The organism is Flavobacterium amniphilum (assembly GCF_023634845.1).
Classification (GTDB): domain Bacteria; phylum Bacteroidota; class Bacteroidia; order Flavobacteriales; family Flavobacteriaceae; genus Flavobacterium; species Flavobacterium amniphilum.
This window is the reverse complement of record NZ_JAMLJL010000006.1, coordinates 186,171-211,194: the sequence shown is the minus strand read 5'-3', so window position 1 is coordinate 211,194 and position 25,024 is coordinate 186,171. Positions and strand designations below refer to the sequence as shown.

The window sequence follows — 25,024 nt, the reverse complement described above, 5'->3', positions numbered from 1 at the left end:
AAATAAAGTAAATATATTAAAAAGGTTAATTTTGCAGAACTAATTAAAGCGTACATGAAAATCGAATTTAACGGTCATCATCAGAAAAACAGGGAAGAAATACTGAAATGTATTGGTGATTTTGGAAATGAAGGAGCGGTTTTATACGGCGGAACCAGAAATTTGATTAAAACGTTTGTGCTTTCTGACGGATTGACAATCAATGTGAAAGCATTTAAAATACCGAAATTCTTTAATCAGTTTGTCTATCATTACATCCGGAAATCAAAAGCAAGAAGGTCTTTTGAAAATGCCAATTACCTGATCAGTCATGGTTTTTACACGCCGGATCCGATTGGTTTTATCGAAGAGTCAAACTGGTTTGGTTTACAGAAAAGTTACTATATTAGTGAGCAGTTGCAGATGGATTTTATGTTCAGGGAGCTTACCATTAATACGGAGCATCCTGATTTTGAAGAAATCCTTAAGGAATTTGCGCGGTTTTCTTTTCGCTTACATGAAAAAGGGATCGAATTTATCGATAATACTTCCGGGAATACGCTCATTAAAAAAGAAAGTGACGGAACCTATGGGTTTTATCTGGTCGACTTGAACCGAATGAATTTTCACGAGCAAATGTCTTTTGAAATGCGCATGAACAACATGGCAAAGTTAACCGGAAACGAGAAGGTGTTGCGTGTAATCTGTGCCGAATATGCAAAGCTGATTGGAAAAACTGAACAGGAAGTTTATCAAACGCTGAAAAAGAAAGCGGATGATTTTCAGTATAGTTTTCACAAAAGAAGGGAAATAAAGAACAAAATCCTTTTTTGGAAAAAGAAGAAGAAGTAACAGTAAAAACCGTACAGTAGGTATAAACGTTAAAATCAATTACCTTTGTACTTGAATTGATCCAGAATTATATGAAAATATCGGTTGTAGTCAGTACCTATAATGCTGAAGAATGGTTAGAAAAAGTCTTGATTGGATACAGTGTCCAAACCTACAAAGATTTTGAAGTAATCATTGCAGATGACGGTTCCAGACAATCCACAAAAGAATTAATTGACAAATATGCGGCAAACTATCCTGTGCCTTTGCGCCATCTTTGGCATGAAGATTTGGGTTACCGCCGTCAGGAAATTTTAAACGTTGCGATAGTCGATGCGGCTTATGAATATATTATCATGACCGACGGAGACTGTATTCCGCGTAAGGATTTCGTTGAAATCCATGCGAAACAGGCGCAAAAAGGGAAGTTCCTGTCAGGTGGATATTGCAAATTGCCGATGACAACCAGTAAGTATATCACTGAAGCTGATATTCTTTCAGGAAAGTGTTTCAATGTGAAATGGCTGAAAAGCATCGATAAATTAGGGTTTTCAAATGTACTGAAATTGGGCGCGAGCAAGATTACCGCTAAAACACTGGATTTCTTCTCCCCAACCACACCGTCATTCAATAACTGTAATTCTTCCGGCTTTAAGGAAGATATGATTGCAGTAAACGGATATGATGAACGTATGAAATATGGTGGTCCCGACCGTGAGTTTGGTGAGCGTCTTGAAAATGCAGGAATTAAAGGAAAACAAATCCGCCATAAAGCCATTGTACTACACTTGGATCATGCCCGCGGATATAAAACTCCTGAATCTTTAGCTGCGAATTTAGCAATCAGAAAAGAAGTAAAAGATAAAAAAATCAAATGGACTCCATTTGGAATTAAAAAACAAGAATCACCGGTATAATGAGAATATTAGTAACTGGAGCTGCAGGTTTTATAGCGTCCCATTTATGTGAAAAATTACATTCTTTGGGACATGAAGTAGTGGGGATTGATAATATCAACGACTACTATGATGTGAATTTAAAAGAATTGAATGCGGCTGATCTGGCCAATAAAGGAATCCATATCCACCGTATTGACCTGAACGGAAATTTAAAGGATGTTTTTCAGCAGCCTTTTGATTATGTGTACCATTTAGCAGCACAACCGGGTATTTCATCAACAACTTCGTTGAAAGAATATGTAGACAATAACATTTATGCCACCCAAAATTTACTGGAAGCGGTTCTGGAATACAATCCGGGATTGAAATCGTTTGTCAACATCGCAACGTCTTCAGTATACGGAATCGAAGCTACGGTGAATGAAGAAGTACCAGCAAAACCGGTTTCTTTTTACGGTTCAACAAAACTGGCTGCAGAGCAGTTGGTATTGGGTTTACAGCGTACGGGCAAATTGAAAGCCTGTTCCATCCGTTTGTATTCTGTTTTCGGACCACGTGAGCGTCCTGAAAAACTATACACTAAACTAATCGAAAATTTATATTACGATAAGCCTTTCCCGCTTTTTGAAGGCAGTATCAAACACGAAAGAAGTTTTACATACGTAGGAGATATTGTAGAAGGATTGGCTGCAATTATCGGTAAAGAAGACAAAGTGGACGGCGAAATCATCAACTTGGGAACCGATGAAATTAATACAACAGCCGAAGGCATCAAAGCGGTTGAGGAAATCATGAACAAGCAATTGATTATTGATCATCAGCCTCCACGCAAAGGCGATCAGCAAAAAACAGCTGCTGTTATCGACAAAGCTAAGGAATTGTTAGGTTACGAACCTAAAGTAAGCTTGAAACAAGGATTACAGGAACAGGTAAATTGGTATCTGGAGAAATTTACGAAGTAATCCTCTTTATAAAATCAATTAATGGCGCCCGGTATAAATCGGGCGTTAATTTTTTATACAAATCCATCGCCTGTTTCTTAAAGTGTTTGGAATGTTGTCCGTTGTAAATTTCAGGATGGTAATCGTTTAAGTGAACAGCAACGTGATTTTCATCATCCGTCAGCATGTTCCAGGACGATTTGTTGATCCATGGAGAAAAAATGGTAAAAGTAGGTATGTTTAAGGCTTTTGCCATGTTTACGGCACCTCCTTCGTTACCGATCATGGCATCACACTGCGATAAAACAGCCAGGAATGTCCGCAATCCTTTAGTGTAAAAATCGAAAACAATCTGTTGTTGGGTTTCAGGTTGGCAGGCATCATAAATCGCTTTGGCTTCTGCTTCCTGATTCGGCATGAAATTGAATAACAGTTGGATACTATTATTTGCCGCTGCAATATCATCAAGAGTTTGTGCCATTTGTTCTGCCGGTAAACTTTTGTTGGAACCGCTTCCCAAAACACTGATCATGAAAATAGGTCTTGCTGTATCGAGTTTTTCCTGAATACTTTTTTGTGCCGAAGTGATTTCAGCATCTGTCAGGTAAATTTTCGGAAATGCAACCGAAGAATTGTTGCCCACTAAGGTTTCGGCCAATTGTAAGCGGTGTGCAATCGCAGAGCCTTCGATATTCTTTTTCGGAATAATGGTTTCGGTGAAAAGCAGTTTGGTGTACCATTTTTGGTTACCTATCCTGGTTTTGGCTCCCGAAAAATAAGCAGGAATAATACTTTCCCATTTTCCGTAAGCATCAATTACGGCATCGTAGTTTTCTTTGCGGAGTTCTTTCCCAAAACCGATTAAACTGTTTAAACCGTTGTGTTTTGCTTTTTCAAAGAAAACAATGTGGTCAATGAAAGGATTGTTTTCCACTACAGCCAGTGTACTGGGTTCAATCATATAATGAAGTTCCCAATCCGGATGTATTGTTTTAATGGTTTCACAGATGACCGTACTGGCCAGTACATCACCAATCATTTTTTGCTGGATAACTAATACTTTCATTGACCGATGCTGATTATACCGCTACATTGTATTCTCTTAATGCATCATTAAGTGAAGTTTTTAAATCGGTTGAAGGCTTGCGTTTACCGATGATAAGCGCACATGGAACCTGGTATTCACCGGCTTCGAATTTTTTGGCATAGCTGCCCGGGATTACTACCGAACGCGCCGGTACAATGCCTTTATATTCTACCGGTTCTGGTCCGGTTACATCAATAATTTTAGTAGATGCCGTTAAACATACATTGGCACCTAAAACAGCTTCTTTTTCAACACGTACACCTTCCACCACGATACAACGTGACCCGATGAAGGCTCCGTCTTCGATAATTACCGGTGCAGCCTGTAAAGGTTCTAAAACACCACCAATTCCAACTCCACCGCTTAAGTGAACGTCTTTACCGATTTGTGCGCAGCTTCCCACAGTTGCCCAAGTATCCACCATAGTTCCTTCATCTACATAAGCACCAATGTTCACATAACTTGGCATCAGGATCACACCTTTCGAAATGTATGCTCCGTGACGGGCTACAGCATGGGGAACCACACGGATTCCTTTTTCTGCATAACCTCTTTTTAGTGGAATTTTATCGTGGTATTCAAAAATGCCCACTTCAAATGTTTCCATTTTCTGGATAGGGAAGTACATTACGACTGCTTTCTTAACCCATTCGTTTACCTGCCATCCGTTTTCGGTTGGTTCAGCAACACGGAGTGTTCCGGCATCTAATAAATTAACGACTTCTCTAATGGCATTCTGAGTAGACTCTTCCTGTAATAAAGCTCTGTTTTCCCAAGCTTGTTCTATAGTTGACTGTAAGTTTTGCATAAAAAATCTATTTAAGGCAAAGATAAAGTTTTGAAAGTGCCAAAGCTACTGATACACTAAAAAACTTGATTTTGTTAAAAAAAGACTGTTGTTAGTCCCAATCGGCGGCAACGAATTTCATTTGTTGTTCTTTCTCATCATACAGATACAGAAAATGTCCTTCGATTTTGTAGCGGTTTGTTTTCGCTATTGCAGTTGTAAAGTCGTTTTCCAGATTCCCCGGACAAAACATCTTGGTGCTTATTAAATTTGAGAAGGTTACTTTATCGTTACCCGAAAATGTAGCCGTCAGTCTCATATTGTTACAACCCATGTAGGCAGTTCCCGCTTCGGTATTGCTTTCACCTTCAATGGACGAGAGATTCAAAGCCGCTTTTTTCTCAATTAAGAATTCTTTGGTATACTCTTTAAAAGAAACGAGCATCCACTGTCTTTTGTAGTGCACGGTTGTTTTTTTGGAGGAGCATCCGCTTAAAATCATAAAAGTAAAAATACCAAGAAGGAGTAGGGTGTGTTTAGTTGTTTTCATAGAGCGTTCATTTAAAGCATAAAGTTATGAAGTTTTACGGTAACGGAATTCAGTTTTATTGTAACCGAATGGGAATAATTAGCAAAGTTACGTTTGAAAATCTGTAAATGAAGATGGAATTATACGTCAGATAATGGAAATATCGCAACTTTGGAGAGGAAGTAGCAAAGTGCGGAGAGAAAGTAGCTTACTGCTTGAAGAAAACTGCGTACTGCGAGGAGAAAGTAGCTTACTGCTTGAAGAAAACTGCGTACTGCGAGGAGAAAGTAGTGTACTGCTTGAAGAAAACTAATTATTGCGAGGAGAAAGTGGCTTACTGCTTGAAGAAAACTACTTACTGCGAGGAGAAAGTATCGTACTGCTTGAAGAAAAATACTTACTGCGAGGAGAAAGTGGCTTACTGCTTAAAGAAAACTACTTACTGCGAGGAGAAAACTGCTTACTGCAGAAATAAATAAATGCTAAACAACAAAAAAACCACAACAAGCCGTCATGGTTTTTTAAATTGTAAGAAGTTATTTTACTCCGTTTTTCCTTTAAATGAAGCATAAATCGCCATAGCATGTCCGTGCCCCAAGTCAAATTCCTCCTTCAGCCAGTTGGTTATCTGTGTCGCTTTGACTGTTTCGGGTATCTGTCCGTTTACCAGCAATCCTTTTTCTTCCGCAAGGACTTTAAAGTCGGCAGGTGTTTTGCCCGTTTTGGCTTCGATGTTGTTAAGATAAGCTTGGAACGACATGATTGTTAGGGTTTAGTTTGTGGTAATAGTTATAAGAAACCGCTAATATCGCTAAGAAGATAAAAGGGATGAAACCTTCAATTCCAATTCCGTCAATGGCAAAATGACTGATGGCAGCAAATATAAATACGAATCCAAAACCGGTGTAAGCCCATTCTTTTAAAACTTTTGGTGCAGCAGGAATAATCAGTACCAAAGAACCTAAAATCTTGCAAACGACTAATGCATTGGCAAAGTAAACAGGATATTGTAAATGATTGATGCCTTCTTTGGCCAGTTCTGTTTGCGAAGTAAGCGCCGGCATAACGCCTTCCATAAGGAAAATGATGATGGTTGTGGTCCAGAAAATGATTTTGTCTTTTTTCATGATATAAATTTTTAAAAGGTTGTTCGTTTGTTTTTTTATTAAAAGTGGAAGAGCCACTGGTGCCCGAACTTATCCGTCAGATTCCCGAATAAAGTGCCGTAGAAATTGACTTCAGGAGGATAGGATGCTTCTCCGTCTTCAGACAATTTGTGGTATACTTCCCGTAATTTTTTTTCAGAACTGAAGGTAAGCACCATGGATACAGCATTTCCTTTGATTAAATTTTCGGGAGCCATATCGGTACCCATGATGATAATTCCTTCACTTCTCAATCTGGCATTCAGAATGCATTCTTTCAGTTCAACGGGGAAGTCGTCTCCCATTGGTGAATCGGCTATCGTTTGCAACTCGAGTTCACCACCCAGACATTCTTTGTAAAACGTCATGGCTTCCCGGCAGTTGCCGTTAAATGTGAAGTATGCATTCATGTGTGCCATTTTTTTAGTTTTTACTGTTGCGGAAATTTAGCCATGTCCATGTATAATACTTCCCACAAATGACCATCTAAATCTTCAAAACTTCTTTGTTGCATGAAGCCGTAATCTCTTGCCGGCATCGGTTCTTTTCCTCCGGCTTTTAAAGCGTTTTCGGTCATGGTATTTACTTCATCTGTATTGTTCACAGATAAACAATTGATTACCGAAGCTGTTTTGTGTGAATTTCCAATTTCTTTGGTAATAAACTCATTGAATTTGTCGTGCGTTAATAACATCACATAGATTTCTTCGGTTAAAACCATGCAGGCTGCCGTTGCATCTGAAAACTGCGGATTGTTTGTAAAACCGATTGTAGTGTAAAAACTAATTGACTTTTGTAAATCTGCTACCGGCAGATTGATGAAAACTTTTGTTGACATGATATAATTTTTTAATTGTTATTGATAGTACAAATTTGGGGCAGATTAAGGAAAGTGAGATTGTACGAAAATGACAACAAAGGGGTGATTTACGTCAAACAATAAGTATCTTTGGAATTCATTTGAAAATAAAGCCCGAATATGAAAAAAGTAAGCATTCTGGTTCCTGAAAGTTCGGTGATGCAGGCCATCGCAGATCCACAGTATTTGTTCTCGGCCGTTAATCAGTTTATGGCAGTTTCCGGTAAGAAGCCACTGTTTGATGTGCAATTGGTGGGAGTGAAGAAGGAAGTAAAATTGAATGACGGAATGTTTTCGGTAACGACAACCCAACTTCTAAAAGATACAGAAGAAACCGATTTAATTGTCATTCCGGCTTTATTCGGTGACATGAAAAGTGCAATAGCGCAAAATGAAAAGCTTCTTCCGTGGATTAATAAGCAATATAATAAAGGTGCCGAAGTCGCTTCCTTATGTGTGGGGGCTTTTCTTTTGGCATCGACAGGATTACTGGACGGTAAGAAATGCTCAACGCATTGGGGATTCCAGAATGAATTCCGTGAAATGTTCCCTTCGGTAGAAGTTACAGACGGAAGCATTATTACGGAAGAACAACGGATTTACACCAGTGGCGGGGCCAATTCGTATTGGAATTTATTACTGCATCTGGTTGAAAAATACACAGACCGGCCAACGGCAATTCTCGCTTCTAAATATTTTGCCATTGATATTGACAGAGAAAGTCAGGCTTCGTTTGCGATGTTTCAGGGACAGAAAAACCATAATGATGAAGTAATCAGACAAGCACAGGAATTTATCGAAGAAAACATTCAGGAAAAAATTACCATTGATGAATTAGCCGAAAAGGCAGTGTTGGGAAGAAGAAGTTTTGAAAGACGTTTTAAGGCGGCTACCAATAATTCGGTATTGGAATACATCAACAGGGTGAAAATTGAGTTTGCCAAAAAGAGTTTCGAAACCAGCCGGAAGAATATCAACGAAGTAATGTATGATGTGGGGTATACTGATACCAAAGCATTTCGGACAATCTTTAAAAAAATAACCGGTCTTAACCCAATTGAATACCGGAACAAGTACAATAAAATGGCGGTAAACTAACGTTTTTATTTATTGAAGATTCAATGTTAAAAGGAATATGATGAGCGACACTCACGACCATTTCAAACTTTTTTGCCTGGAAGGCGTCAAGGATGTAGACGTGATGCGGGACAGTCCTATTGTACCTTTTGCGGAAACACTGGCATTGCAATACGGGATAACCAGTATCTACAAAACCTGTGACAGTATTGAAGGGCTGGAGGAAAGTTTAAGTGCGTTACTTTATGAAGACCGTAACTTTAAGGATTATAAAATTATTTATCTGGTGTTTGGCGGCACAGACAATTCCATTGTATTGGATAACTATTATTACAGTCTGGAAGAAATAGCCGAAGTTTTTGAAGGAAAACTGAAAGGAAAGATGTTGCATTTTGCCAATACCAAACAATTGATACTGGAAGAAGATGAAGCACAGTATTTTTTGGATGTGACCGGTGCCAAAGCCGTTTCGGGTTACAGTAAACAAGTCCCGATTTTGAGTACGGTGATCGATCATCAGTTTTTCAGGTTATGCCAGGAATATGATGATGTGGTTGATGTTGTTGAAGAGCTGTATGAAAAACAATATGCACTTTGTAAAACAATGGGGTTTACACTTTATTATTAGTTTTTTTGAAAATAGGCTCTGAATTGTACTGAAATTGATAGATTTACCTTTAAAAAAATAGCAGGTTTTTACTTATAAAAGTTTTTTTTTAATATTTTTGAGTATATACCAAAAAGCCTGTAAAATGAATTCAACATCCGATTTTGAAATTAATAATGAAAAGCCATCTTTACTAATGCCGGGAAAAGGCCATGCGAAAAATGTCTCTAATTTTCAACTTCTGATTTCATTTTGCCATAATCTGGGTGCTGTTTACAACCCATCAAATCCGCGTTTGAAAATTAACCAATTGGAGTTATTGTATCAGTCGGCTTTTGAAAAACTGAATCTGTTGTGTGTAAAAAGAGAAGAGTTCAATAAGCAGACGGCAAACCGCAGAAAAGCATTTGAAGATTTAAAGCCTTTGGCTACTAAAATAACCAATGCATTTGCGGCGTCGGGAGTCGATAAAATTGCGTTGGAAAATGCCAAAGCCGTTAATAAAATGATTCAGGGCGTTATCCTGAAAGTTGTTTCTTCGGTTGATGCAAACGGTATTTGTACTTCCCAACAGTCATATGACAAGAAAATAACTCATTTTGAGGCGCTAATCCACATATTGGAAGAAAATCCGATGTATTGCCCTAATGAAGAAGAATTGAAAGTAATTTCCTTAAAGGGAAAACTGGATTGCCTGCAAAGACACAACAGTATTCTTTCCGAAAGTTATAAGGCATATAATGATGCGCTTCACCAAAGAAACCACGTGTTGTATAATTCTGAAACAGGCTTACTGCAAACGGTAAAGGAAGTAAAGCAATATGTGAAAAGTGTTTTTGGTGCCAATAGTTTCCAATATCATCAAGTGGGCGGACTCCAATTTAAAGTCCGTACCGGCGAATAATATCTTTCTTCCTTAATTTTTTTTTTATTTTTTTCGTCAAAAAGTATTTTTTTTTGGACTGTAAGCCTGTTTTAAGCATTCAGTATTTCAATTTCCTTGTTGTCTGATTTAATTCCAATAGTCAACCTTTATTTTTTGTATTTGTCCATTATAGTTTTTGTTTCAGATATTTTAATTCCGGCATTGTTGAATATAGTTAAGGTGTTGGACAAAACTTCTTTTGAATTCCTAAAGACGTCTTCAACCCTGTGATAATAAGGATTTATGATGTTAAAATTCCTACAAAACGATTTAAAACTTTTTGTGTTAAATTTACGTAACAACCTTTTTTAACAGTTAACTGAAAATTAACGGCCGGCTTAGTAAAAATGGTTTGTGCAACAAGTTCTGATTTACATAATGCAGTGATTTTCATTTTTTTAATTTCGGTAATTTCGAAAGTATATTCCTTAAAAACAGAGTGGTATTTGTTCTGAATATTCAAAAGAAAGCTGAAATTTGGTAAAAGACATGGAGTTAAAAGCAACAACAAATAATTGTTGATTGCATAGATTAAAAATTAGTCCCCATTTATTCAAAAACTTAAATTTTGATGTATGAGAAAACTATTACTTATCCTCTTTTACTGTAATTTGAGCGCTCAGGTTGGAATTGGGACAATTATTCCGGACAGTAATGCAATGTTAGAAGTGTTAACTGCTGATAAAGGTATTTTATTGCCAAGAGTCAGTCTTCTGAGTGCCACTTCTTCATCACCTTTATCATCCCATACCAAAGGGATGGTTGTGTACAATACCGGACAAAACGGTTCCGGAACATCATCGGTTTTTCCCGGATTGTATTATAATGACGGCAACGGTTGGATCCGTTTCAATCCGAATTCAGTCAAAGTTGGGGATTTGAAACATAGTTTTGCAACAGCCGATCATAACGGATGGTTTTTGCTTAACGGAAGAGCTACAAGTACTTTGGCAGCAACTCCACAAGCTAATGCTGTATCGCTTGGTTATTCTGCTAATCTCCCTAATGGAGCCGATTTATTTCTAAAAGGAAAAACAGGAAGTGAAACTTTAGGAGCACAGGGTGGAAATCAAACTTTTACAATTTCGCAAAGCAATTTGCCAAACATCAACTTCACAGGCTCAACAAACACTACAGGCTCACACAGCCATAGCGCCGATAGTTTTTTAGGTGACGAGAATATCGGACTTTTAACGACAAACGGTTTGACTGCTTTTATCACGGAAACAGTTGCCAAAGACGGAACTACAACCACAACAAAAACCACTAATTCGGATGGAGCCCATTCGCATACCGTGAGTTTTAATTCCGGTGGTTCGAATACTCCGGTTGAAAACGTACCGAAATATGTTGCGACCAATATTTTTATCTATTTAGGGAAATAATAACTTAATAATTGAGATTATGGTTAGAAAAATTACTTTCTTATTTGCTTCACTGTTATCATTTGTAGGTTTCTCCCAGGTTGGGATTGGTACGATAACACCAAACAGTGATGCTGCTTTAGAGATTTTTAGCACTAACAGTGGTGTGTTGATTTCAAGAATACCATTAGTCAGTACTTCAGCTTCTTCGCCTTTATCAGGACACGTTGCGGGAATGATTGTTTATAATACAGCGTCTTCCGGTGCAGGAAATACAAAAGTTGAACCCGGTTTTTACTATAGTAATGGCAGTCAATGGATTCGTTTGGAACCACTGACCACCGGAATAGGTGATGTTAAACAAAGTATATTGACACAGGATCATAATGGCTGGTATTTACTTAACGGAAGAACTGTTGCCTCATTACCTGTAAATGCAGCTGCAAATGCTTTGTTAGTTGGTTTTGCCACTAATCTTCCGGATGCTACTGATTGTTTTTTAAAGGGTAAATCCGGCTTAGAGTCTTTATCAGCAACCGGAGGTAATAATTCAAGAGCCTTAACTCAGGCCAATTTGCCTAATGTTACCTTTAATGGAACTGCAGCTTCGGCAGGAGGACATACACATGATTATGATGATAAGTATCATGGAGTAACAGAAAATCTGAATATCGTTACAGGATTATTGGGAATTTTGAGTGGAGTTGTGCTTAATATTCTGAATAATGATGTGGGATCACCTACAGTTACCTCTACATCGGCAACTTCTACAGTCAATGGAAGCCATAATCATACATCCAGTGTTAGCACCGGTGGTAGTTCGGCTGTTTTACCGACAGCCTCACATATGGTTACCAATACATTTGTTTATCTGGGAAAATAATGACTAAACACAAGCAACATGAGAACATTGATTTCAGAATACCACAGCCAAGTTTTAAAAATACTATTCATTTTTGCATTTCCTATTACAGTAAGCGCGCAGGTAGGGATTAATACAGAAACTCCTAATGCAGATGCCATTTTGGAGGTTTATGATCCTTCAAAAGGTTTTTTACCGGCCCGATTCCCATTGGTAATAACCAGTAACGCATCTCCTATGACGTATCATGTGGAAGGAATGATTGCTTACAATACTTTCACTTCGGTAACTCATACTTCAGTATCGGTTTATGAAGGCATGTATTATAATGACGGATTACAATGGAATCAAATGGGGCCAAATACTTTAGCTCTTGGTGATATTAAAAATTCTTTGGAAACTGCAGATCACAAAGGATGGTTTTTATTGGACGGAAGAAGTAAATCGACACTTCCGGTTATGGCACAAAATAATGCAACAGCAATTGGGATAGGAGCGTTACTGCCTAACTTTGCAGACCGGTTTATTAAAACTACAAATGGATCAGAAGGAATGCAGCTTATGGCGGGTTCGAATACGATAACATTGAGTCAGGCAAACCTTCCTAATGTAACTTACAATTCCACTACTACGACAGATGGCAATCATTCACATGGTTATATAGATTCCCATAATGGGGCTAAAGCTCTTGGATTGGCAACAAATGTACTTCCGTTAGTGCCACTTATCAGTGAGGTTGTGGGGACTAATGACACATGGCCGGCAACTCTTTATACGACTACAAGCAATGGAAATCACTCTCATTCGGTTACCGTTCCTTCAGGGGGAGGAGGACAGTCAATAAATGCTACACCAAAGCATTTAGTAACCAACGTATTTATTTATTTAGGAGAATAAGTTTGTATATAGATACTTCTGAATAATAATTTGCATGATGCAGAGTGTATTTCCATTAGATATACTGCTCCAGTTTTTGAATGGATAAAGGTTTACTAAGTAATGATTTTACATGATTGTTCCTGTTTATCTTATCAATATCCTCGTTGTTTAATGTTGAGGAAAGCATGAAAATCTGTGTTTCCTTTTTCAGGTTATCGGGAAACGACTCGTACTCGTTCAGAAATTGGAAGCCATTCATTTCCGGCATATTGATATCCAGAAGAATCACGAGCGATTTATCGAGAAGGTTTATGTTGCTGTTCAGCCATTTTAGTCCTTCTCTTCCGTTTCCGGCTATGTTTATATTGTGTTTGTGTGTCCCTGCAGATTTTTTCAGGAGCTGACAGGTAACGAGCTGATCAATTGTATTGTCATCAATTAGCAGAAAGGTGTAATCACATTTCATAATGTAGAGGTATTGTTACTGTGAATGTTGTTCCTATGTCAATTTTTGAATTGACGTCTATTGTGCCATTTAGGTTCTCTACGGCTTCTTTGGTGATGTAGAGTCCTAATCCCGATCCTAAATTGGTATTTGTTACAAAAAACATATCGAATATCTTATCGATAAATTCGTCCTTAATACCTATACCGTTGTCCTGTATTTCTATTTTGAGTAATTTGTTCAGTCTGGATGCTTTGATTTGAATAAACTTTGAGCTTTTATTTTTATCCGAATATTTTATGGCATTTGAGACCAGATTGTTAAGGATGATTTTTAAGCGCAGAGGATCACTTTGAACCTGTTTAACAGCTAAATCTTTATGTATCTGGATTTCATTGGCGTCTTTGATGTGTCTGTGTTGTGAAATAACCTCGTCGATGGTGTCATTGAGATTGACCTTTTCGTTTTTAAATTCCATCCGTTTATTTCTGGAATAATCGATAATGTCGCTGATGAATTGATCCTGTCTGGTGAGACTTTGATTCATTAAATCCAGATATTTTCTGATCTCATCCAGGTTATTTTCATCTTTAGCAATTTCAACCAGGCCTTTAAGTGAAGTAATTGGGGATCGCAAATCGTGTGAAGCACTGTAAACGAATTTATCCAGTTCTTTATTTACAATGATGAGGTTTTGATTATTGATTTCAATTTCCCTGTTGGATTCCATTATCCTTCTGACCATGATGTGGTAGTAAATACTGACTGTGCTGATGATGATTAAAATGAAAAATATGTTTGTGTAGATCAGATAATCCTTTATAATATGAGTGCCTTCTCCTAAAGTATTCGAAAAATTACGCTCATTTACTGTAAGTTTGTCACTGATATCACTTATTTCCAAAAGAATGCCCTGACGGTCGGCTGCATTTAAGTCATACTCTGTTATTTTCTGATTGACTTTATTGCCAATACTGGAAAGTTCATTGATTAGACGGTCGCCCTGTTCCCATTCTTTAATGGCTTTATTCATAAAAGGGACGTAGTAGAATGTTTTAAATAACCAGATGATGTCATCCAAATCTTTATGACTGTTGCGTCCTTCAATGAATCCTCTTTTTATGGTTGTAGTGGGTAATTCGGTTTCCAGACCTATTCTGGCCATCCCGTCTCCTTGCGGAACTCTCATTTCCTGATTGTAAAGTTCCCAGTGTTTTTTGTTATGGGTATATAAGTAAGTGATCAAATGACGTACGGCATCTTTTTGAGCTTTTGAATAATGGGATTCACCGTTTACATAAGCCCTGCTGGCTGAAAGAATTTTGATGGTATAGCCGTTCAAAACAATCAGGGAAGCGCATGAAAGTACAATAACGAAAAGCAGTATAAAAACGTTCGATACTCTGAATTTATATTTAGTAGTACACTTCTCCATAACAGATAAAATTTAAATTATCAGGTGGTATTTTCTTAGAAAGAAATGTTATAAGAATAGTATTACTAATTTACTAAAAAATATCTTTGCAAAGCAATTTTAAAAAGTTAAAAATTGTATTTTAACATTATTAATTGCTTAGTTATTAAATAGATAGATTGAATAAGCCTAAATTCCGTTAGTTTTCTTCCTTTTTAAATAAATACAAAATAAAAATATGTGATTAGCATAATGTTTGTTTACGGATAGCTTTAGTATTTACTGAATTTTGAATATACTTTTTTTAGCTTTTTTGTCTTCTTGTATCTTTATTTGCTTGATTATTAGTGTTTTTGTAAGGATAATATTAATTTCAACGATTTTTTTTATCGTTTTATCGTAATTGTCAGTTGCTATAATTTTTTTCTTACTTTTTTCTATAATTTTAAGGTATAAATATTTCTGATTTGTACCCCCACAATTTTAATTCCGAAAGGATAAATTAAAAAAGGAGATGTTTATAAGTGATGATAATAATTAAAACTTATACAGGATTAATTAAAACTTAATCGCAAAAAAAAAACTACTCGATGTAGTAAATTAAAGAAGGAAATCTAAAATGCGGAGTTAAAATTTTAGATTGATATTCTAGATCCCCACTAAGAATAATTTAAAAAGCATGTATGCTTAAAAAAGACAGTTTTTAAAACTGCCTTTTTTAAGTGTCGGGAAATTCTGTGCCTAATTCATGCTTTGAAATGTCAGAAAACTTTAAGGAAAGAGCATAAAAATTTGCATTATAAATCAAAGTTGAACATTTAAATTATTGCTTATGAATTGGAAATTTACCGTTCGGGATAGCTTTACCCGCGCTTTCTGTTTTTCCGTTTTGCTATTACTTTTTCAGCAATCCGATTTGAAAGCACAAGTCAATTTCATTAACGCGAATACGTTAGTATCTTCTGATCATGCCACTGGCGCAGCTAATGCCACAATCTATGATAATTCCTATGCGACATTGAATTCGTACGGAGGAATTGCTGTAGGTATTGGGGCTTACAGTGGTAAAATTGAATTGGAATTTCCTACAACGGTCCCGGCCGGGAAGACAACCTTTGTTAGGATAGATTTCGATCAAGATGTTTTAAATTCTCTGGTAGGAGGTAATTTAGGAAGCGGATTAGCTGATTTATTAGGGACTGTTGTTCTCGGAAACCACTATTTTACGGTGAGTGCGAAGAACAATACGACCGTTATAAACAGCTTTTCAAGCCAAAATAATTTTTCCAATGAAAATGGCCGACTGATAAGGGATGCCAGTGGGAATTTCTATTTTGCGATAACGCCTAATCAGCCTTATAACCGTATTGAAATAACGGATAATACAAATGCAGTTTTGCTGGGGACTTCAAATAGTATGCGGGTTTATTTTGCCTTTTATACAGAAGGAGAAGACAGTTGTCTGGCGCCATTTGCAACTTCTTTTGACGGAACAGGCGGTACTATAGATTTGTTGGGACTTGGCACTGCCGAAGTTGATCATCCGGAACGCGCAATCGACGCTGATGTGAACAGTTATTCACATTTGAGTTTAGGAGTTTTGGCTGTAGCCGGAACCATCAGTCAGACGGTGTATTTTAACGCATTGTCAAAACCAACTGATCAGGTTCATGTTGCACTCCAGCTTGATAATCCTTCTATTTTGAATTTAGGGTTGTCTGACGGCGTCAAAATTGAGGCCATGAATGGGGCAAATGTTGTGTTTACACAAGATTTAAATACCATTACTTATCTGGATTTACTAGGGCTGCTTAGCGCAGGACAAACGGCAACGATACCCATAACACCGGGACAGTCATTTGACAGGGTTAAAATTACGATGTCATCATTGGTTCAATTGAACTTAACCAAAGGTTTACGGTTGTACGATGTTTATAAATCACCAGGAGCACCTACAATAGCTGTTGGTTCCCAAAATTTATCTATTTGCGGTCCGCAATCAGTAACATTATTTGCCGAGACGGAAAGTGGTAACGAATTACTTTGGTATGATTCGCCTACCGCAACAACGCCTTTGGCTACTTTGGCTTATAATGCCGGCTTTACGACTCCTGTTTTAAACGCAACCACAACATTTTATGTAGCAGCGAGAAAAATAGGTTGTCCGGCCATATCTTCACGGACAGCGGTTACGGTTACTTTTTCGCCAGTTCCTTTGGCCAGTGATATTACTATTTCATCTTCGGTTACAGCTTCTTGTTTAGGCGTCGCAGTATTGGCACCAACAACAACAATAGTCAACAGTGAGTTCCATTATTATACAGACCAAACTAAAACTATTGAAATCACAACCGGTTTTTCGGGACATGCGGGAATTACCTATGTGAAAAGTGCCGTAACCGGTGAATTGACCATCAGTGGATTAAATGCCTCAAACACACCAAGAACATATTATATATCCGTTGAAGCCAATGGTAATTGTGAAAATGCAGCAGGAACATTATTGGCTGTTGATGTTGTTTTTCCTTCACAGGCTGTTCTGGATGTATCTGCAACACTTCAAGGGTGCGGATCCGTTAATTTAAGAGATGCGATTCTTAATTTTGATGTTTCAGGAAATACAGTGTATGTATTTTATGACAGCAGTCATAATGTGATACCAATTGATCAGGTTGACCAGATTCAGGTTAGCGGTACTTATTATATTCAGGCATCAGTTACAGGAATTCCTTGTGCCTCCACTGAAGCTTCGGTAGTAGTAACGGTTCATCCCGTTCCACAATTGACGGTGAATCCAAGCAGCTATATTGTTAGCGTAGGCGATAGTGTTACATTGCAGGCAACTTCAAATGCAACGGTAACCTGGTATGATTCAAACGGAACTTTACTTGCTTCTAATACAGTTGGACCTTTTACTCAAGCTGGAGTATACACTTTTACTGCAGTTGCAAGTAATGGTTTCTGTAATGCGAGTCAGGTAGTAACCGTAATCGTTAATAATCCGGCAAATTGTGTGACATTCACCGAAAGGGTTTATGGAAATACACAAACTTCAGGATCAATTATTACAGGAACTGTATTAAATGATGCAAATGCTGTCGATCAGGATCCACAAACTTATTCAACCATTACAAGTGGAATTGGAGCATTAGGTGTTGGTACGACTTGGCAAACCTTACAATGGAATACTGCAATTGCGGCTGGAACACCGGTTACGATTAAATTAGGAACTCAATATAGTGGTTTAACACTTATTGGTGCCATATCTGTTGTGGCAACAAAAAGAGATGGTGGAGGAGTTCCTCAGGTTATAGGTAATATTCAGCCTCTTTCAGGTAGTTTGGTAGATTTGTTGTCAGGTGATAATAGTTTTGAATACACATTTGTACCTTCAGATCTAACCGGACCGAAAGTTTTTGACGGAATCAGAATAATCGTAGGTTCAGCAGTTGGTTTATCCCATAGTGCTAAAGTCTATGAAGCTTATTATACCAGAGAGCCTAATCCTTTGGTTTGTAAACCAGGGGATGTAGAAGATATTCTTTACGGAGTTTATGATTTGGGCGTTGGAGCCTTAACAGGGACTTCTAATGTTACAAATGCTTGGAATTCGGTTGACGACAGCGATGTAAGTTATGCCACGATGTATAACGGAATAGGGGTTTTATCTGCTTCAGAATTAACAGTGAAATTCAGAACACCATCGATATCTTCTGATATTTTAAAAATTAAATTAACAAAACCCGGAGCAACATTAACTGTAAATGCATTAAGTGGATTTACAGTTCAGCGCTACATGGGAAATACACCAGTAGGAGATTTAATGGTTGCCGGTAGTTCAGCCGTTAATGTTGAAGTAATAAACGGTGATGAAATCGTTTTTGCTTCAAATACACAATCACCACCTTATGACAGGGTGAAAATAAGACTGGGAGGTGCTGCCAATGTTCTGGATTTCCTTCAGGTTAATTATGTAAGAAGGGAAGCAACCGTAACAGTTGTTGACGGAATTGGTACAACCATTGAAGTTTGTCAGGGCGGGACTGTTGCAATTCAGGCCGATAACTGTACTTCATATAAATGGTATGATGCCGAATTTGGCGGAAACCTTCTGTCAAACGGAAATTCATACACGCTTCCTTCTAATTTGGCAGCAGGAGTTTACACTTTTTATGTACAGCCGGTTAGAGGAGGATGTGAGGTTTTATCGAGAACAAAAGTAACGGTAACGGTTCGGCCTTCTTCTCCAAACGGTTCAATTTCGAATGTTTTGGTTAATTCAGATACAGATACCGTTTTTTGTAGCGCAACAGGTGATGTATTGTTGACCGCACAATTAAACAGTGTACCTCCGGTTACAAATCCGGTTTTCTATTGGTACAGTTTTGACGGAACAAATCAAATTCTGATACCCGGACAAAATTCAAGTTCGCTTCAGTTAAACGGATTGCTTCCGGGAACATATACTTATTATGTTGGAGTTGGTTCAACAGAATTCTGTCAATCAGCACAACCGGACAGAGCATCAATAACATTTACTATTTTACCTTTTTCTGTGGCCAATGATATCAATGCAAACAATGCCCAGATATGTTTAGGTAATAACGCTACTTTGACGCCATCATCTGTTTTGGCTAACCCTGTATTTGCATGGTATTTTACAAATGATTATTCACTGCCTATCGCTAATGGTACTTTCAGTGGAATAACCTATGTAATTAGCGCTTCGGGCCAATTAACCATTTCAGGATTGAACGCAGTTAACAGTCCATATACTTACTATGTTTCGATGAGTAGTGATGTAAGTTGTCAGAATACTCCCGGAACATTGAAAGCAGTAACTGTTCAAATTATTGAAATATTAACGCCAACAACCAATGACGCGACGCAGGATTTTTGTGTGTCGTCTAATCCAACTGTAGCTTCACTTCAGGTGAATGAATCGGGAGTAATTTGGTATGATGCACCAAGTGGTGGTAACGTTGTGCCTATGGCTGCTCTTTTAATCGACGGGATGATTTATTACGCCGGAATTACTGATCCGGTAAGTGGTTGTTCAAGTTTATCGCGTTTAGCAGTTGAAGTCAACTTGAATACAGGATTGACTCCAACTACAAATGATTCTACTCAGGATTTCTGTTCAGCGGCTAATCCGACAGTTGCTTCGATTCAGGTAAATGAATCAGGTGTAATCTGGTATGACGCGCCTACAGGAGGAAACGTTATACCTTCTTCGGCACTTTTGATTGACGGAATGATGTATTATGGCGAAATGACAGATCCAATTACAGGTTGTACCAGTACAATAAGATTAGTTGTAGCTGTTGATCTGAATACAGTTCTGACTCCAACAACCAATGATGCAACACAGGATTTCTGTCAATCGGCTAATCCGACTGTGGCTTCACTTCAGGTGAATGAATCAGGTGTAATCTGGTACGACGCTCCAATTAACGGAAATGTACTCGCATCTTCGACTCTTTTAGTTGATGGTGCCATTTATTATGCCGGAATTACTGATCCTGTGAGTGGTTGTTCAAGCGCAACACGTTTAGCTGTTGAGGCTAATCTGAATACAGTTTTGCCGCCTACAACCAATGATGCGACACAAGATTTTTGTGCTTCAAATAATCCAACTGTTGCTTCACTTCAGGTTAATGAATCGGGTGTAATTTGGTATGATGCGCCAACTGGAGGAAATATTTTAGCTTCTTCAACATTGTTAATCGACGGAGCCATTTATTATGCCGGAATTACTGATCCTGTAAGTGGTTGTTCAAGTACGTTGCTTTTAGCTGTTGAGGTTAATCTGAATACGGTATTAACTCCTACAACTAATGATGCAACACAGGATTTCTGTGCGTCAAACAGCCCGACAATTGCTTCACTTCAGGTGAATGAATCAGGTGTAATTTGGTACAATGCACCAACAGGCGGAACAATTCTTGCTTCTTCAACATTATTAGTTGATGGAGGAATCTACTATGCCGGAATCACTGATCCAGTAAGCGGATGTTCATCTGTTACACGTTTGGCAATCGCAGCTAACCTGAATACAGGACAAACACCAACAACCAATAATACGACTCAAACTTTCTGTGAAAATAACAGTCCTACAGTTGCCTCGCTTCAGGTTAACGAATCGGGTGTAATCTGGTATGACGCTCCAAACGGAGGAAATGTCGTGGCGCCTTCTACACCTTTAGTCGACGGAATGACATATTATGCCGGACTTATTGATGGTGCCGGTTGTTCAAGTATGACGCGTTTGGCAATAACGGTCGATTTCAATACGGCCGGTCAGGCAACCCTTGATGATGATACCGATAAAACCTGTGCTTTTGAACCGGTTACCTATAGAACAGAACCTAATATGAGTCAATATTTCTGGACTATAGAAATTGGTGGACAAATCGTAAGTGGAGGTGGACCAAATGATTCTACGGTAACAGTAAATTGGTCGCAGCTTGGACCTAATTCGGTTAGTGTAAGTTACACCAATACAGCTGTTTGTAATACTTTGAGTTCAGCAACATTTGATCTGGTAGTGGAGAGTTGCGTGGCGCCGGGTGCCGCCTGTTTGACTGTCTTTAACGAATTTACTCCAAACGGAGATGGCTCTAATGATTTTTTCAATATTAAATGCGCAGAAGATTATCCGAATAATAATCTAGAAATCTATAACCGATACGGAAACCTTGTATTTAAAACGCATAGTTACAAAAATGACTGGAAAGGTATTGCGAATGTGAATGGGACATTTAGCGGAAACATGTTGCCTACAGGAACATACTACTACATTTTTGAAACTGGGGATAGCGCTTTAAATATAGCTAAATCAGGCTGGTTATTTATAATGAGATAGCCATTGGCTATCTCATTATTGTTCTATTTTATTAACATAAAATCCTAACAACATGATAAATAATATGAAAAAAGCAAGTTATGTTTTATTCTTATGCATGTTCTTCTGCATGCAAAATAGCATAGCGCAGCAAAATCCGGAATATACGCAATACATGTATAATACTATGATGGTAAACCCAGGTTATACAGGATCTGTGGGAGTATTTGAAGCTAATCTTTTATTGAGGAAACAATGGGTGAATATTGAAGGTTCTCCCAAAACCGGAACACTCGGGGTGCATTTTCCTTTGGCTAACAGAAATATCGGACTCGGATTCAATATTATCAGTGATGATCTGGGGCCGTCAAGCGAGCAAACATTAGCGAGTAACTTATCCTATGCAATTGAATTGAATGAATCGGCAAAATTAGCTTTCGGAATGAAAGCGGGTGTAAGAATGCTCAATATAGACTGGTCTAAAGGACGTTTTTACGATAGTGATGATGTCTTGTTGAATACCAATGTAAATAATAAAATGATGGGAGTGCTTGGTGCCGGTGCCTACCTTTATTCTGAGAAATGGTATGCAGGTTTATCAGTGCCGAACTTCTTACGTAATGATTATTATGATGATATTCAGGAATCTGTTATTTCAGATCAATTACATTATTATTTCATTGGAGGTTATGTGTTTGATTTATCAAGCAGTTTGAAATTTAAGCCTTCTTTGTTGGTTAAAGCGGTTAAAGGATCACCATTGTCTACTGATGTTTCGGCAAATTTTCTGATAAAAGAAAAATTAACCCTTGGTGCTTCTTACAGATGGGATGACTCGGTGAGTGCTTTGGCAGGATTTCAGATTTCTGAAGGTTTTTTCCTTGGATATTCATTCGATTATACGGTTACCGAATTAAACAAGTATAATGATGGTACGCATGAAATTATTTTACGCTATCAGTTGCCTCGAAAAACATCTACAATAAAATCTCCAAGATTTTTCTAACACCAAACATTATGAGAAAAGCATTAACACTTAGCTTGGTTTTATTTACCAGTATATTTTACGGACAGCAAAAGCTCAAAGCAGCAGATGAAATGTTTAATGATATGTCATATGTTGAAGCGTCAAAGCTGTATGAAGAATATTTAGAGAAAAATCCTGATTTGTCTACACAAACGATATCAAATATTGCCGATACATATTATAATCTGAATGATATGCGTAAAGCTTTAACCTGGTATCAGAAACTGTATGACATTCAGGGACAACAAAATTTATCGGAATTATATCTGTTACGTTATACGCAGGCTTTGCGCAGTGTAAGGGATTATGATAAAGCAAATGCGATTACCAAAGAAATGCTGAAAAGGAAAAATGACAATTCGGCATCCAGGTATTTTACATTTAACCAAAAGCATTTGGACAGTCTCGCACAAAAAGGTTCGCTTTATCAAATCAGGAATTTGGATGTTAATAGCCCGAATTCCGATTTCGGAACAGCTTTTTATGGAAATAAACTGGTCTATTCTTCAGCAAAAGAAGTAGCCGGAGTTGATAAAAAAATATATTCATGGAATGAGCAGCCTTATTTAACGATGTATGTGGCCGACAGGAATCTTTCGGATGGGACTTTAACAAATGAGCAGCCTTTTCTGACCGAAATTGCATCTAAATACCATGATGCCACTGTTTCTTTTTCGGAGGATTTGAAAACGTTTTACTACACGACTAACACGCTAAAAGGGAATACCAATAAATTGAAAAATGACAAGCAGGGTGTCAACAATTTTCAGATTATTAAATCGGATTTGGAAAATGAAAAAGTAGCAAAATCTGAAAAACTGTTTTTTAACAGCTTAGAATACAGTGTGGGACATCCTGCTTTAAGTCCGGATGGTAAATGGTTGTTTTTTGTATCGGATATGCCCGGTGGATTCGGTGAAACAGATATTTACATGGTTGAGGTTTTTCCGGATGGAAAAACAAGCTCGCCTAAAAATCTCGGCCCAAAAATCAACACGATAGGAAGGGAAATGTTTCCTTTTTACAATGAGGGAAAATTTTATTTTTCATCGGAAGGCCACTACGGATTTGGCGGTTTGGATATTTTTGAATCCAAATTCAACGGAAGGGATTTTTCTGATCCTAAAAATTTGGGTGAACCTGTTAACAGTAATAAAGATGACTTTTCGTTTATCATTGAACCAAAATCAAAATATGGCTATTTTTCATCCAACAGGGATACCGGAAAAGGAGATGATGATATTTATTATTTTACCAAAAAAGCTCCTGATTGCTACGAGTTTGTGGCCGGAAGTGTTGTGAATGCCAAAAGTAAAGAAGCGCTTCATGAGGTTTCGGTTAAAGTGCTGGATTCTTTCGGAGATCTTAAACAGGAAGGTTTTACAGATGTTTCCGGGAAATATGAAATCAAAAATCCTTGTAATGGTACTTATAAATTCATAGCTTCCAAACCGGGTTACAGTACTTTGGAAAAAGAAGTTGTGTTAGGTAGTAAGGACGGAGATGTGCACAAAATCGATTTTGAGTTGGGCAAATTGGAAGATTTTGTTGTAAAAGATAACGGAAATGAAAAAATTGATATCAATCCTATTTTCTTCGATTATGACAAATGGGATATTACATCACAGGCCGCAACCGAACTGGATAAAGTGGTTTATGTGATGACGAATTTCCCTAAAGTTAAAATCAGAATCGAATCGCATACAGATTCAAGAGGAAAAGATCTTTATAACCTTAAGCTTTCCGATAACCGGGCTAAATCGACGCAGACTTATATTCTGTCTAAAGGAATTTCTGCTGACCGGATTGAAAGTGCTGTAGGTTTTGGAGAAACCCGTTTGAAAAACAAATGTAAAAACGGGGTTAAATGTTCAGAAGAAGAACATTTTGGAAACAGGAGGTCAGACTTTATTATCGTTGAAAAATAAGCAATAATAAGGCAGATTTTTATGTGTTAAAGCCTTCATTTGTAAAAATGGAGGCTTTATTGTTTTCAAGGTCAAAATAGTAGATTATTGGAGCAGATATTTAAAACACAAAGGCCGGAAAAGCACTACCTTTGCACAAAGATTTAAATTATGCCAAGAATTCTTGCTATCGATTATGGAATGAAGCGTACGGGATTAGCCGTAACCGACGAACTGCAGATAATTGCATCGGGACTGACGACCATTCCTTCGGAAACGGTTCTGACTTTCCTTTCGGATTATTTTACCAAAGAAGATGTTTTTAAAGTCCTTATCGGTGAACCGAAACAAATGAACGGACAACCTTCTGAAAGTACTCCCATAATAGAAGCTTTTGTGGCAAAATTCAAAGAATTGTTTCCCGAAATGCCGGTTGTCAGGGTTGATGAACGCTTTACTTCAAAAATGGCTTTTCAAACGATGATTGACAGTGGACTCAAAAAGAAACAACGTCAAAATAAAGCGCTGATTGATGAAATTTCCGCAACAATTATGCTAAGGGATTATTTAACCCGAAAAATGATATAGGGTTTTTTAACAATTTTTGAAAAATTTG

22 protein-coding genes are annotated in these 25,024 nt (G+C 37.7%); 13 read left to right on the top strand and 9 right to left on the bottom strand.

What is annotated here, in order from left to right:
* Positions 1-54: 54 nt before the first annotated feature.
* The 3 genes from NAT51_RS09125 (at position 55) to NAT51_RS09115 (ending at position 2,671) form a co-directional block, all read left to right on the top strand.
* The gene (locus tag NAT51_RS09125) at positions 55-831 is read left to right on the top strand and encodes a Kdo domain containing protein (RefSeq protein WP_250598194.1); all 777 of its coding nucleotides are present in this window, start codon (positions 55-57) and stop codon (positions 829-831) included.
* 71 nt (positions 832-902) lie between these two features.
* The gene (locus tag NAT51_RS09120; protein ID WP_250598192.1) at positions 903-1,727 is read left to right on the top strand and encodes a glycosyltransferase family 2 protein; all 825 of its coding nucleotides are present in this window, start codon (positions 903-905) and stop codon (positions 1,725-1,727) included.
* Positions 1,727-2,671, top strand: coding sequence for an NAD-dependent epimerase/dehydratase family protein (locus NAT51_RS09115; RefSeq protein WP_250598190.1), 945 nt, complete (start codon positions 1,727-1,729; stop codon positions 2,669-2,671). The genes NAT51_RS09120 and NAT51_RS09115 overlap by 1 nt, the downstream gene beginning before the upstream one ends.
* On the opposite strand, the gene NAT51_RS09110 is transcribed toward NAT51_RS09115, so the two are convergent.
* The 7 genes from NAT51_RS09110 to NAT51_RS09080 all read right to left on the bottom strand — a co-directional run bounded on the left by NAT51_RS09110 (position 2,661) and on the right by NAT51_RS09080 (position 7,036).
* Positions 2,661-3,716 (bottom strand): glycosyltransferase family 9 protein, encoded by a 1,056-nt coding sequence (locus NAT51_RS09110; protein WP_250598188.1) that lies wholly within the window; start codon positions 3,714-3,716, stop codon positions 2,661-2,663. The two genes, NAT51_RS09115 and NAT51_RS09110, sit on opposite strands and share 11 nt — an antisense overlap.
* 13 nt (positions 3,717-3,729) lie before the next feature.
* The gene (locus tag NAT51_RS09105) at positions 3,730-4,545 is read right to left on the bottom strand and encodes a 2,3,4,5-tetrahydropyridine-2,6-dicarboxylate N-succinyltransferase (RefSeq protein ID WP_250598186.1); all 816 of its coding nucleotides are present in this window, start codon (positions 4,543-4,545) and stop codon (positions 3,730-3,732) included.
* A 91-nt stretch (positions 4,546-4,636) separates the two neighbouring features.
* Positions 4,637-5,074: an META domain-containing protein gene (locus NAT51_RS09100; protein WP_250598179.1), complete on the bottom strand. Its 438-nt coding sequence runs from the start codon at positions 5,072-5,074 to the stop codon at positions 4,637-4,639.
* Between the two features lie 520 nt (positions 5,075-5,594).
* Positions 5,595-5,813 carry a DUF4287 domain-containing protein gene (locus NAT51_RS09095; protein WP_250598177.1) on the bottom strand — a complete coding sequence of 73 codons (219 nt, stop codon included), beginning with the start codon at positions 5,811-5,813 and terminating at the stop codon, positions 5,595-5,597.
* Entirely contained in the window at positions 5,791-6,180 is a 390-nt protein-coding gene (locus tag NAT51_RS09090) for a DoxX family protein (RefSeq protein WP_250598175.1), read from the bottom strand. The genes NAT51_RS09095 and NAT51_RS09090 overlap by 23 nt, the downstream gene beginning before the upstream one ends.
* Positions 6,181-6,218: 38 nt before the next feature.
* The gene (locus NAT51_RS09085; RefSeq protein WP_250598173.1) at positions 6,219-6,608 is read right to left on the bottom strand and encodes a VOC family protein; all 390 of its coding nucleotides are present in this window, start codon (positions 6,606-6,608) and stop codon (positions 6,219-6,221) included.
* A gap of 20 nt (positions 6,609-6,628) precedes the next feature.
* Positions 6,629-7,036 carry a VOC family protein gene (locus NAT51_RS09080; RefSeq protein ID WP_250598160.1) on the bottom strand — a complete coding sequence of 136 codons (408 nt, stop codon included), beginning with the start codon at positions 7,034-7,036 and terminating at the stop codon, positions 6,629-6,631.
* A 141-nt stretch (positions 7,037-7,177) separates the two neighbouring features.
* Between NAT51_RS09080 and NAT51_RS09075 the strand changes: the two genes are divergently transcribed.
* The 6 genes from NAT51_RS09075 to NAT51_RS09050 all read left to right on the top strand — a co-directional run bounded on the left by NAT51_RS09075 (position 7,178) and on the right by NAT51_RS09050 (position 12,789).
* Complete coding sequence (locus tag NAT51_RS09075) at positions 7,178-8,155, top strand: GlxA family transcriptional regulator (protein WP_250598158.1); 978 nt, start codon at positions 7,178-7,180, stop codon at positions 8,153-8,155.
* A gap of 40 nt (positions 8,156-8,195) precedes the next feature.
* Complete coding sequence (locus NAT51_RS09070; RefSeq protein ID WP_394799694.1) at positions 8,196-8,762, top strand: DUF6642 family protein; 567 nt, start codon at positions 8,196-8,198, stop codon at positions 8,760-8,762.
* 124 nt (positions 8,763-8,886) lie between these two features.
* Entirely contained in the window at positions 8,887-9,645 is a 759-nt protein-coding gene (locus tag NAT51_RS09065; RefSeq protein ID WP_250598154.1) for a hypothetical protein, read from the top strand.
* Positions 9,646-10,241: 596 nt separating this feature from the next.
* Positions 10,242-11,051: a hypothetical protein gene (locus tag NAT51_RS09060; protein ID WP_250598152.1), complete on the top strand. Its 810-nt coding sequence runs from the start codon at positions 10,242-10,244 to the stop codon at positions 11,049-11,051.
* Between the two features lie 19 nt (positions 11,052-11,070).
* Positions 11,071-11,913, top strand: a complete 843-nt coding sequence (locus NAT51_RS09055; protein WP_250598150.1) for a hypothetical protein — start codon at positions 11,071-11,073, stop codon at positions 11,911-11,913.
* An 18-nt stretch (positions 11,914-11,931) separates the two neighbouring features.
* On the top strand, positions 11,932-12,789 hold the full coding sequence (locus NAT51_RS09050) for a hypothetical protein (RefSeq protein WP_250598148.1): 858 nt from the start codon (positions 11,932-11,934) through the stop codon (positions 12,787-12,789).
* A gap of 55 nt (positions 12,790-12,844) precedes the next feature.
* On the opposite strand, the gene NAT51_RS09045 is transcribed toward NAT51_RS09050, so the two are convergent.
* The gene (locus NAT51_RS09045) at positions 12,845-13,237 is read right to left on the bottom strand and encodes a response regulator (protein ID WP_250598140.1); all 393 of its coding nucleotides are present in this window, start codon (positions 13,235-13,237) and stop codon (positions 12,845-12,847) included.
* Positions 13,227-14,651, bottom strand: coding sequence for a sensor histidine kinase (locus tag NAT51_RS09040; protein WP_250598138.1), 1,425 nt, complete (start codon positions 14,649-14,651; stop codon positions 13,227-13,229). Before NAT51_RS09040 ends, NAT51_RS09045 begins: the two co-directional genes overlap by 11 nt.
* Before the next feature lie 811 nt (positions 14,652-15,462).
* Between NAT51_RS09040 and NAT51_RS09035 the strand changes: the two genes are divergently transcribed.
* From NAT51_RS09035 to ruvX, 4 genes are all read left to right on the top strand, one after another.
* Complete coding sequence (locus NAT51_RS09035) at positions 15,463-21,495, top strand: Ig-like domain-containing protein (RefSeq protein WP_250598132.1); 6,033 nt, start codon at positions 15,463-15,465, stop codon at positions 21,493-21,495.
* 64 nt (positions 21,496-21,559) lie between these two features.
* Positions 21,560-22,480 (top strand): PorP/SprF family type IX secretion system membrane protein, encoded by a 921-nt coding sequence (locus NAT51_RS09030; protein WP_250598125.1) that lies wholly within the window; start codon positions 21,560-21,562, stop codon positions 22,478-22,480.
* Between the two features lie 11 nt (positions 22,481-22,491).
* Positions 22,492-24,429, top strand: coding sequence for an OmpA family protein (locus NAT51_RS09025; RefSeq protein ID WP_250598123.1), 1,938 nt, complete (start codon positions 22,492-22,494; stop codon positions 24,427-24,429).
* A 150-nt stretch (positions 24,430-24,579) separates the two neighbouring features.
* Complete coding sequence (ruvX, locus tag NAT51_RS09020; RefSeq protein WP_250598121.1) at positions 24,580-24,996, top strand: Holliday junction resolvase RuvX; 417 nt, start codon at positions 24,580-24,582, stop codon at positions 24,994-24,996.
* Positions 24,997-25,024 lie beyond the last annotated feature (28 nt).

What these genes read in the sequence shown, in the direction of transcription:
- NAT51_RS09125 (WP_250598194.1), top strand. Translation starts at nt 55, where the DNA reads ATGAAAATCGAATTTAACGGTCATCATCAGAAAAACAGGGAAGAAATA.
- NAT51_RS09120 (WP_250598192.1), top strand. Translation starts at nt 903, where the DNA reads ATGAAAATATCGGTTGTAGTCAGTACCTATAATGCTGAAGAATGGTTA.
- NAT51_RS09115 (WP_250598190.1), top strand. Translation starts at nt 1,727, where the DNA reads ATGAGAATATTAGTAACTGGAGCTGCAGGTTTTATAGCGTCCCATTTA.
- NAT51_RS09110 (WP_250598188.1), bottom strand. Translation starts at nt 3,716, where the DNA reads ATGAAAGTATTAGTTATCCAGCAAAAAATGATTGGTGATGTACTGGCC.
- NAT51_RS09105 (WP_250598186.1), bottom strand. Translation starts at nt 4,545, where the DNA reads ATGCAAAACTTACAGTCAACTATAGAACAAGCTTGGGAAAACAGAGCT.
- NAT51_RS09100 (WP_250598179.1), bottom strand. Translation starts at nt 5,074, where the DNA reads ATGAAAACAACTAAACACACCCTACTCCTTCTTGGTATTTTTACTTTT.
- NAT51_RS09095 (WP_250598177.1), bottom strand. Translation starts at nt 5,813, where the DNA reads ATGTCGTTCCAAGCTTATCTTAACAACATCGAAGCCAAAACGGGCAAA.
- NAT51_RS09090 (WP_250598175.1), bottom strand. Translation starts at nt 6,180, where the DNA reads ATGAAAAAAGACAAAATCATTTTCTGGACCACAACCATCATCATTTTC.
- NAT51_RS09085 (WP_250598173.1), bottom strand. Translation starts at nt 6,608, where the DNA reads ATGAATGCATACTTCACATTTAACGGCAACTGCCGGGAAGCCATGACG.
- NAT51_RS09080 (WP_250598160.1), bottom strand. Translation starts at nt 7,036, where the DNA reads ATGTCAACAAAAGTTTTCATCAATCTGCCGGTAGCAGATTTACAAAAG.
- NAT51_RS09075 (WP_250598158.1), top strand. Translation starts at nt 7,178, where the DNA reads ATGAAAAAAGTAAGCATTCTGGTTCCTGAAAGTTCGGTGATGCAGGCC.
- NAT51_RS09070 (WP_394799694.1), top strand. Translation starts at nt 8,196, where the DNA reads ATGAGCGACACTCACGACCATTTCAAACTTTTTTGCCTGGAAGGCGTC.
- NAT51_RS09065 (WP_250598154.1), top strand. Translation starts at nt 8,887, where the DNA reads ATGAATTCAACATCCGATTTTGAAATTAATAATGAAAAGCCATCTTTA.
- NAT51_RS09060 (WP_250598152.1), top strand. Translation starts at nt 10,242, where the DNA reads ATGAGAAAACTATTACTTATCCTCTTTTACTGTAATTTGAGCGCTCAG.
- NAT51_RS09055 (WP_250598150.1), top strand. Translation starts at nt 11,071, where the DNA reads ATGGTTAGAAAAATTACTTTCTTATTTGCTTCACTGTTATCATTTGTA.
- NAT51_RS09050 (WP_250598148.1), top strand. Translation starts at nt 11,932, where the DNA reads ATGAGAACATTGATTTCAGAATACCACAGCCAAGTTTTAAAAATACTA.
- NAT51_RS09045 (WP_250598140.1), bottom strand. Translation starts at nt 13,237, where the DNA reads ATGAAATGTGATTACACCTTTCTGCTAATTGATGACAATACAATTGAT.
- NAT51_RS09040 (WP_250598138.1), bottom strand. Translation starts at nt 14,651, where the DNA reads ATGGAGAAGTGTACTACTAAATATAAATTCAGAGTATCGAACGTTTTT.
- NAT51_RS09035 (WP_250598132.1), top strand. Translation starts at nt 15,463, where the DNA reads ATGAATTGGAAATTTACCGTTCGGGATAGCTTTACCCGCGCTTTCTGT.
- NAT51_RS09030 (WP_250598125.1), top strand. Translation starts at nt 21,560, where the DNA reads ATGAAAAAAGCAAGTTATGTTTTATTCTTATGCATGTTCTTCTGCATG.
- NAT51_RS09025 (WP_250598123.1), top strand. Translation starts at nt 22,492, where the DNA reads ATGAGAAAAGCATTAACACTTAGCTTGGTTTTATTTACCAGTATATTT.
- ruvX (WP_250598121.1), top strand. Translation starts at nt 24,580, where the DNA reads ATGCCAAGAATTCTTGCTATCGATTATGGAATGAAGCGTACGGGATTA.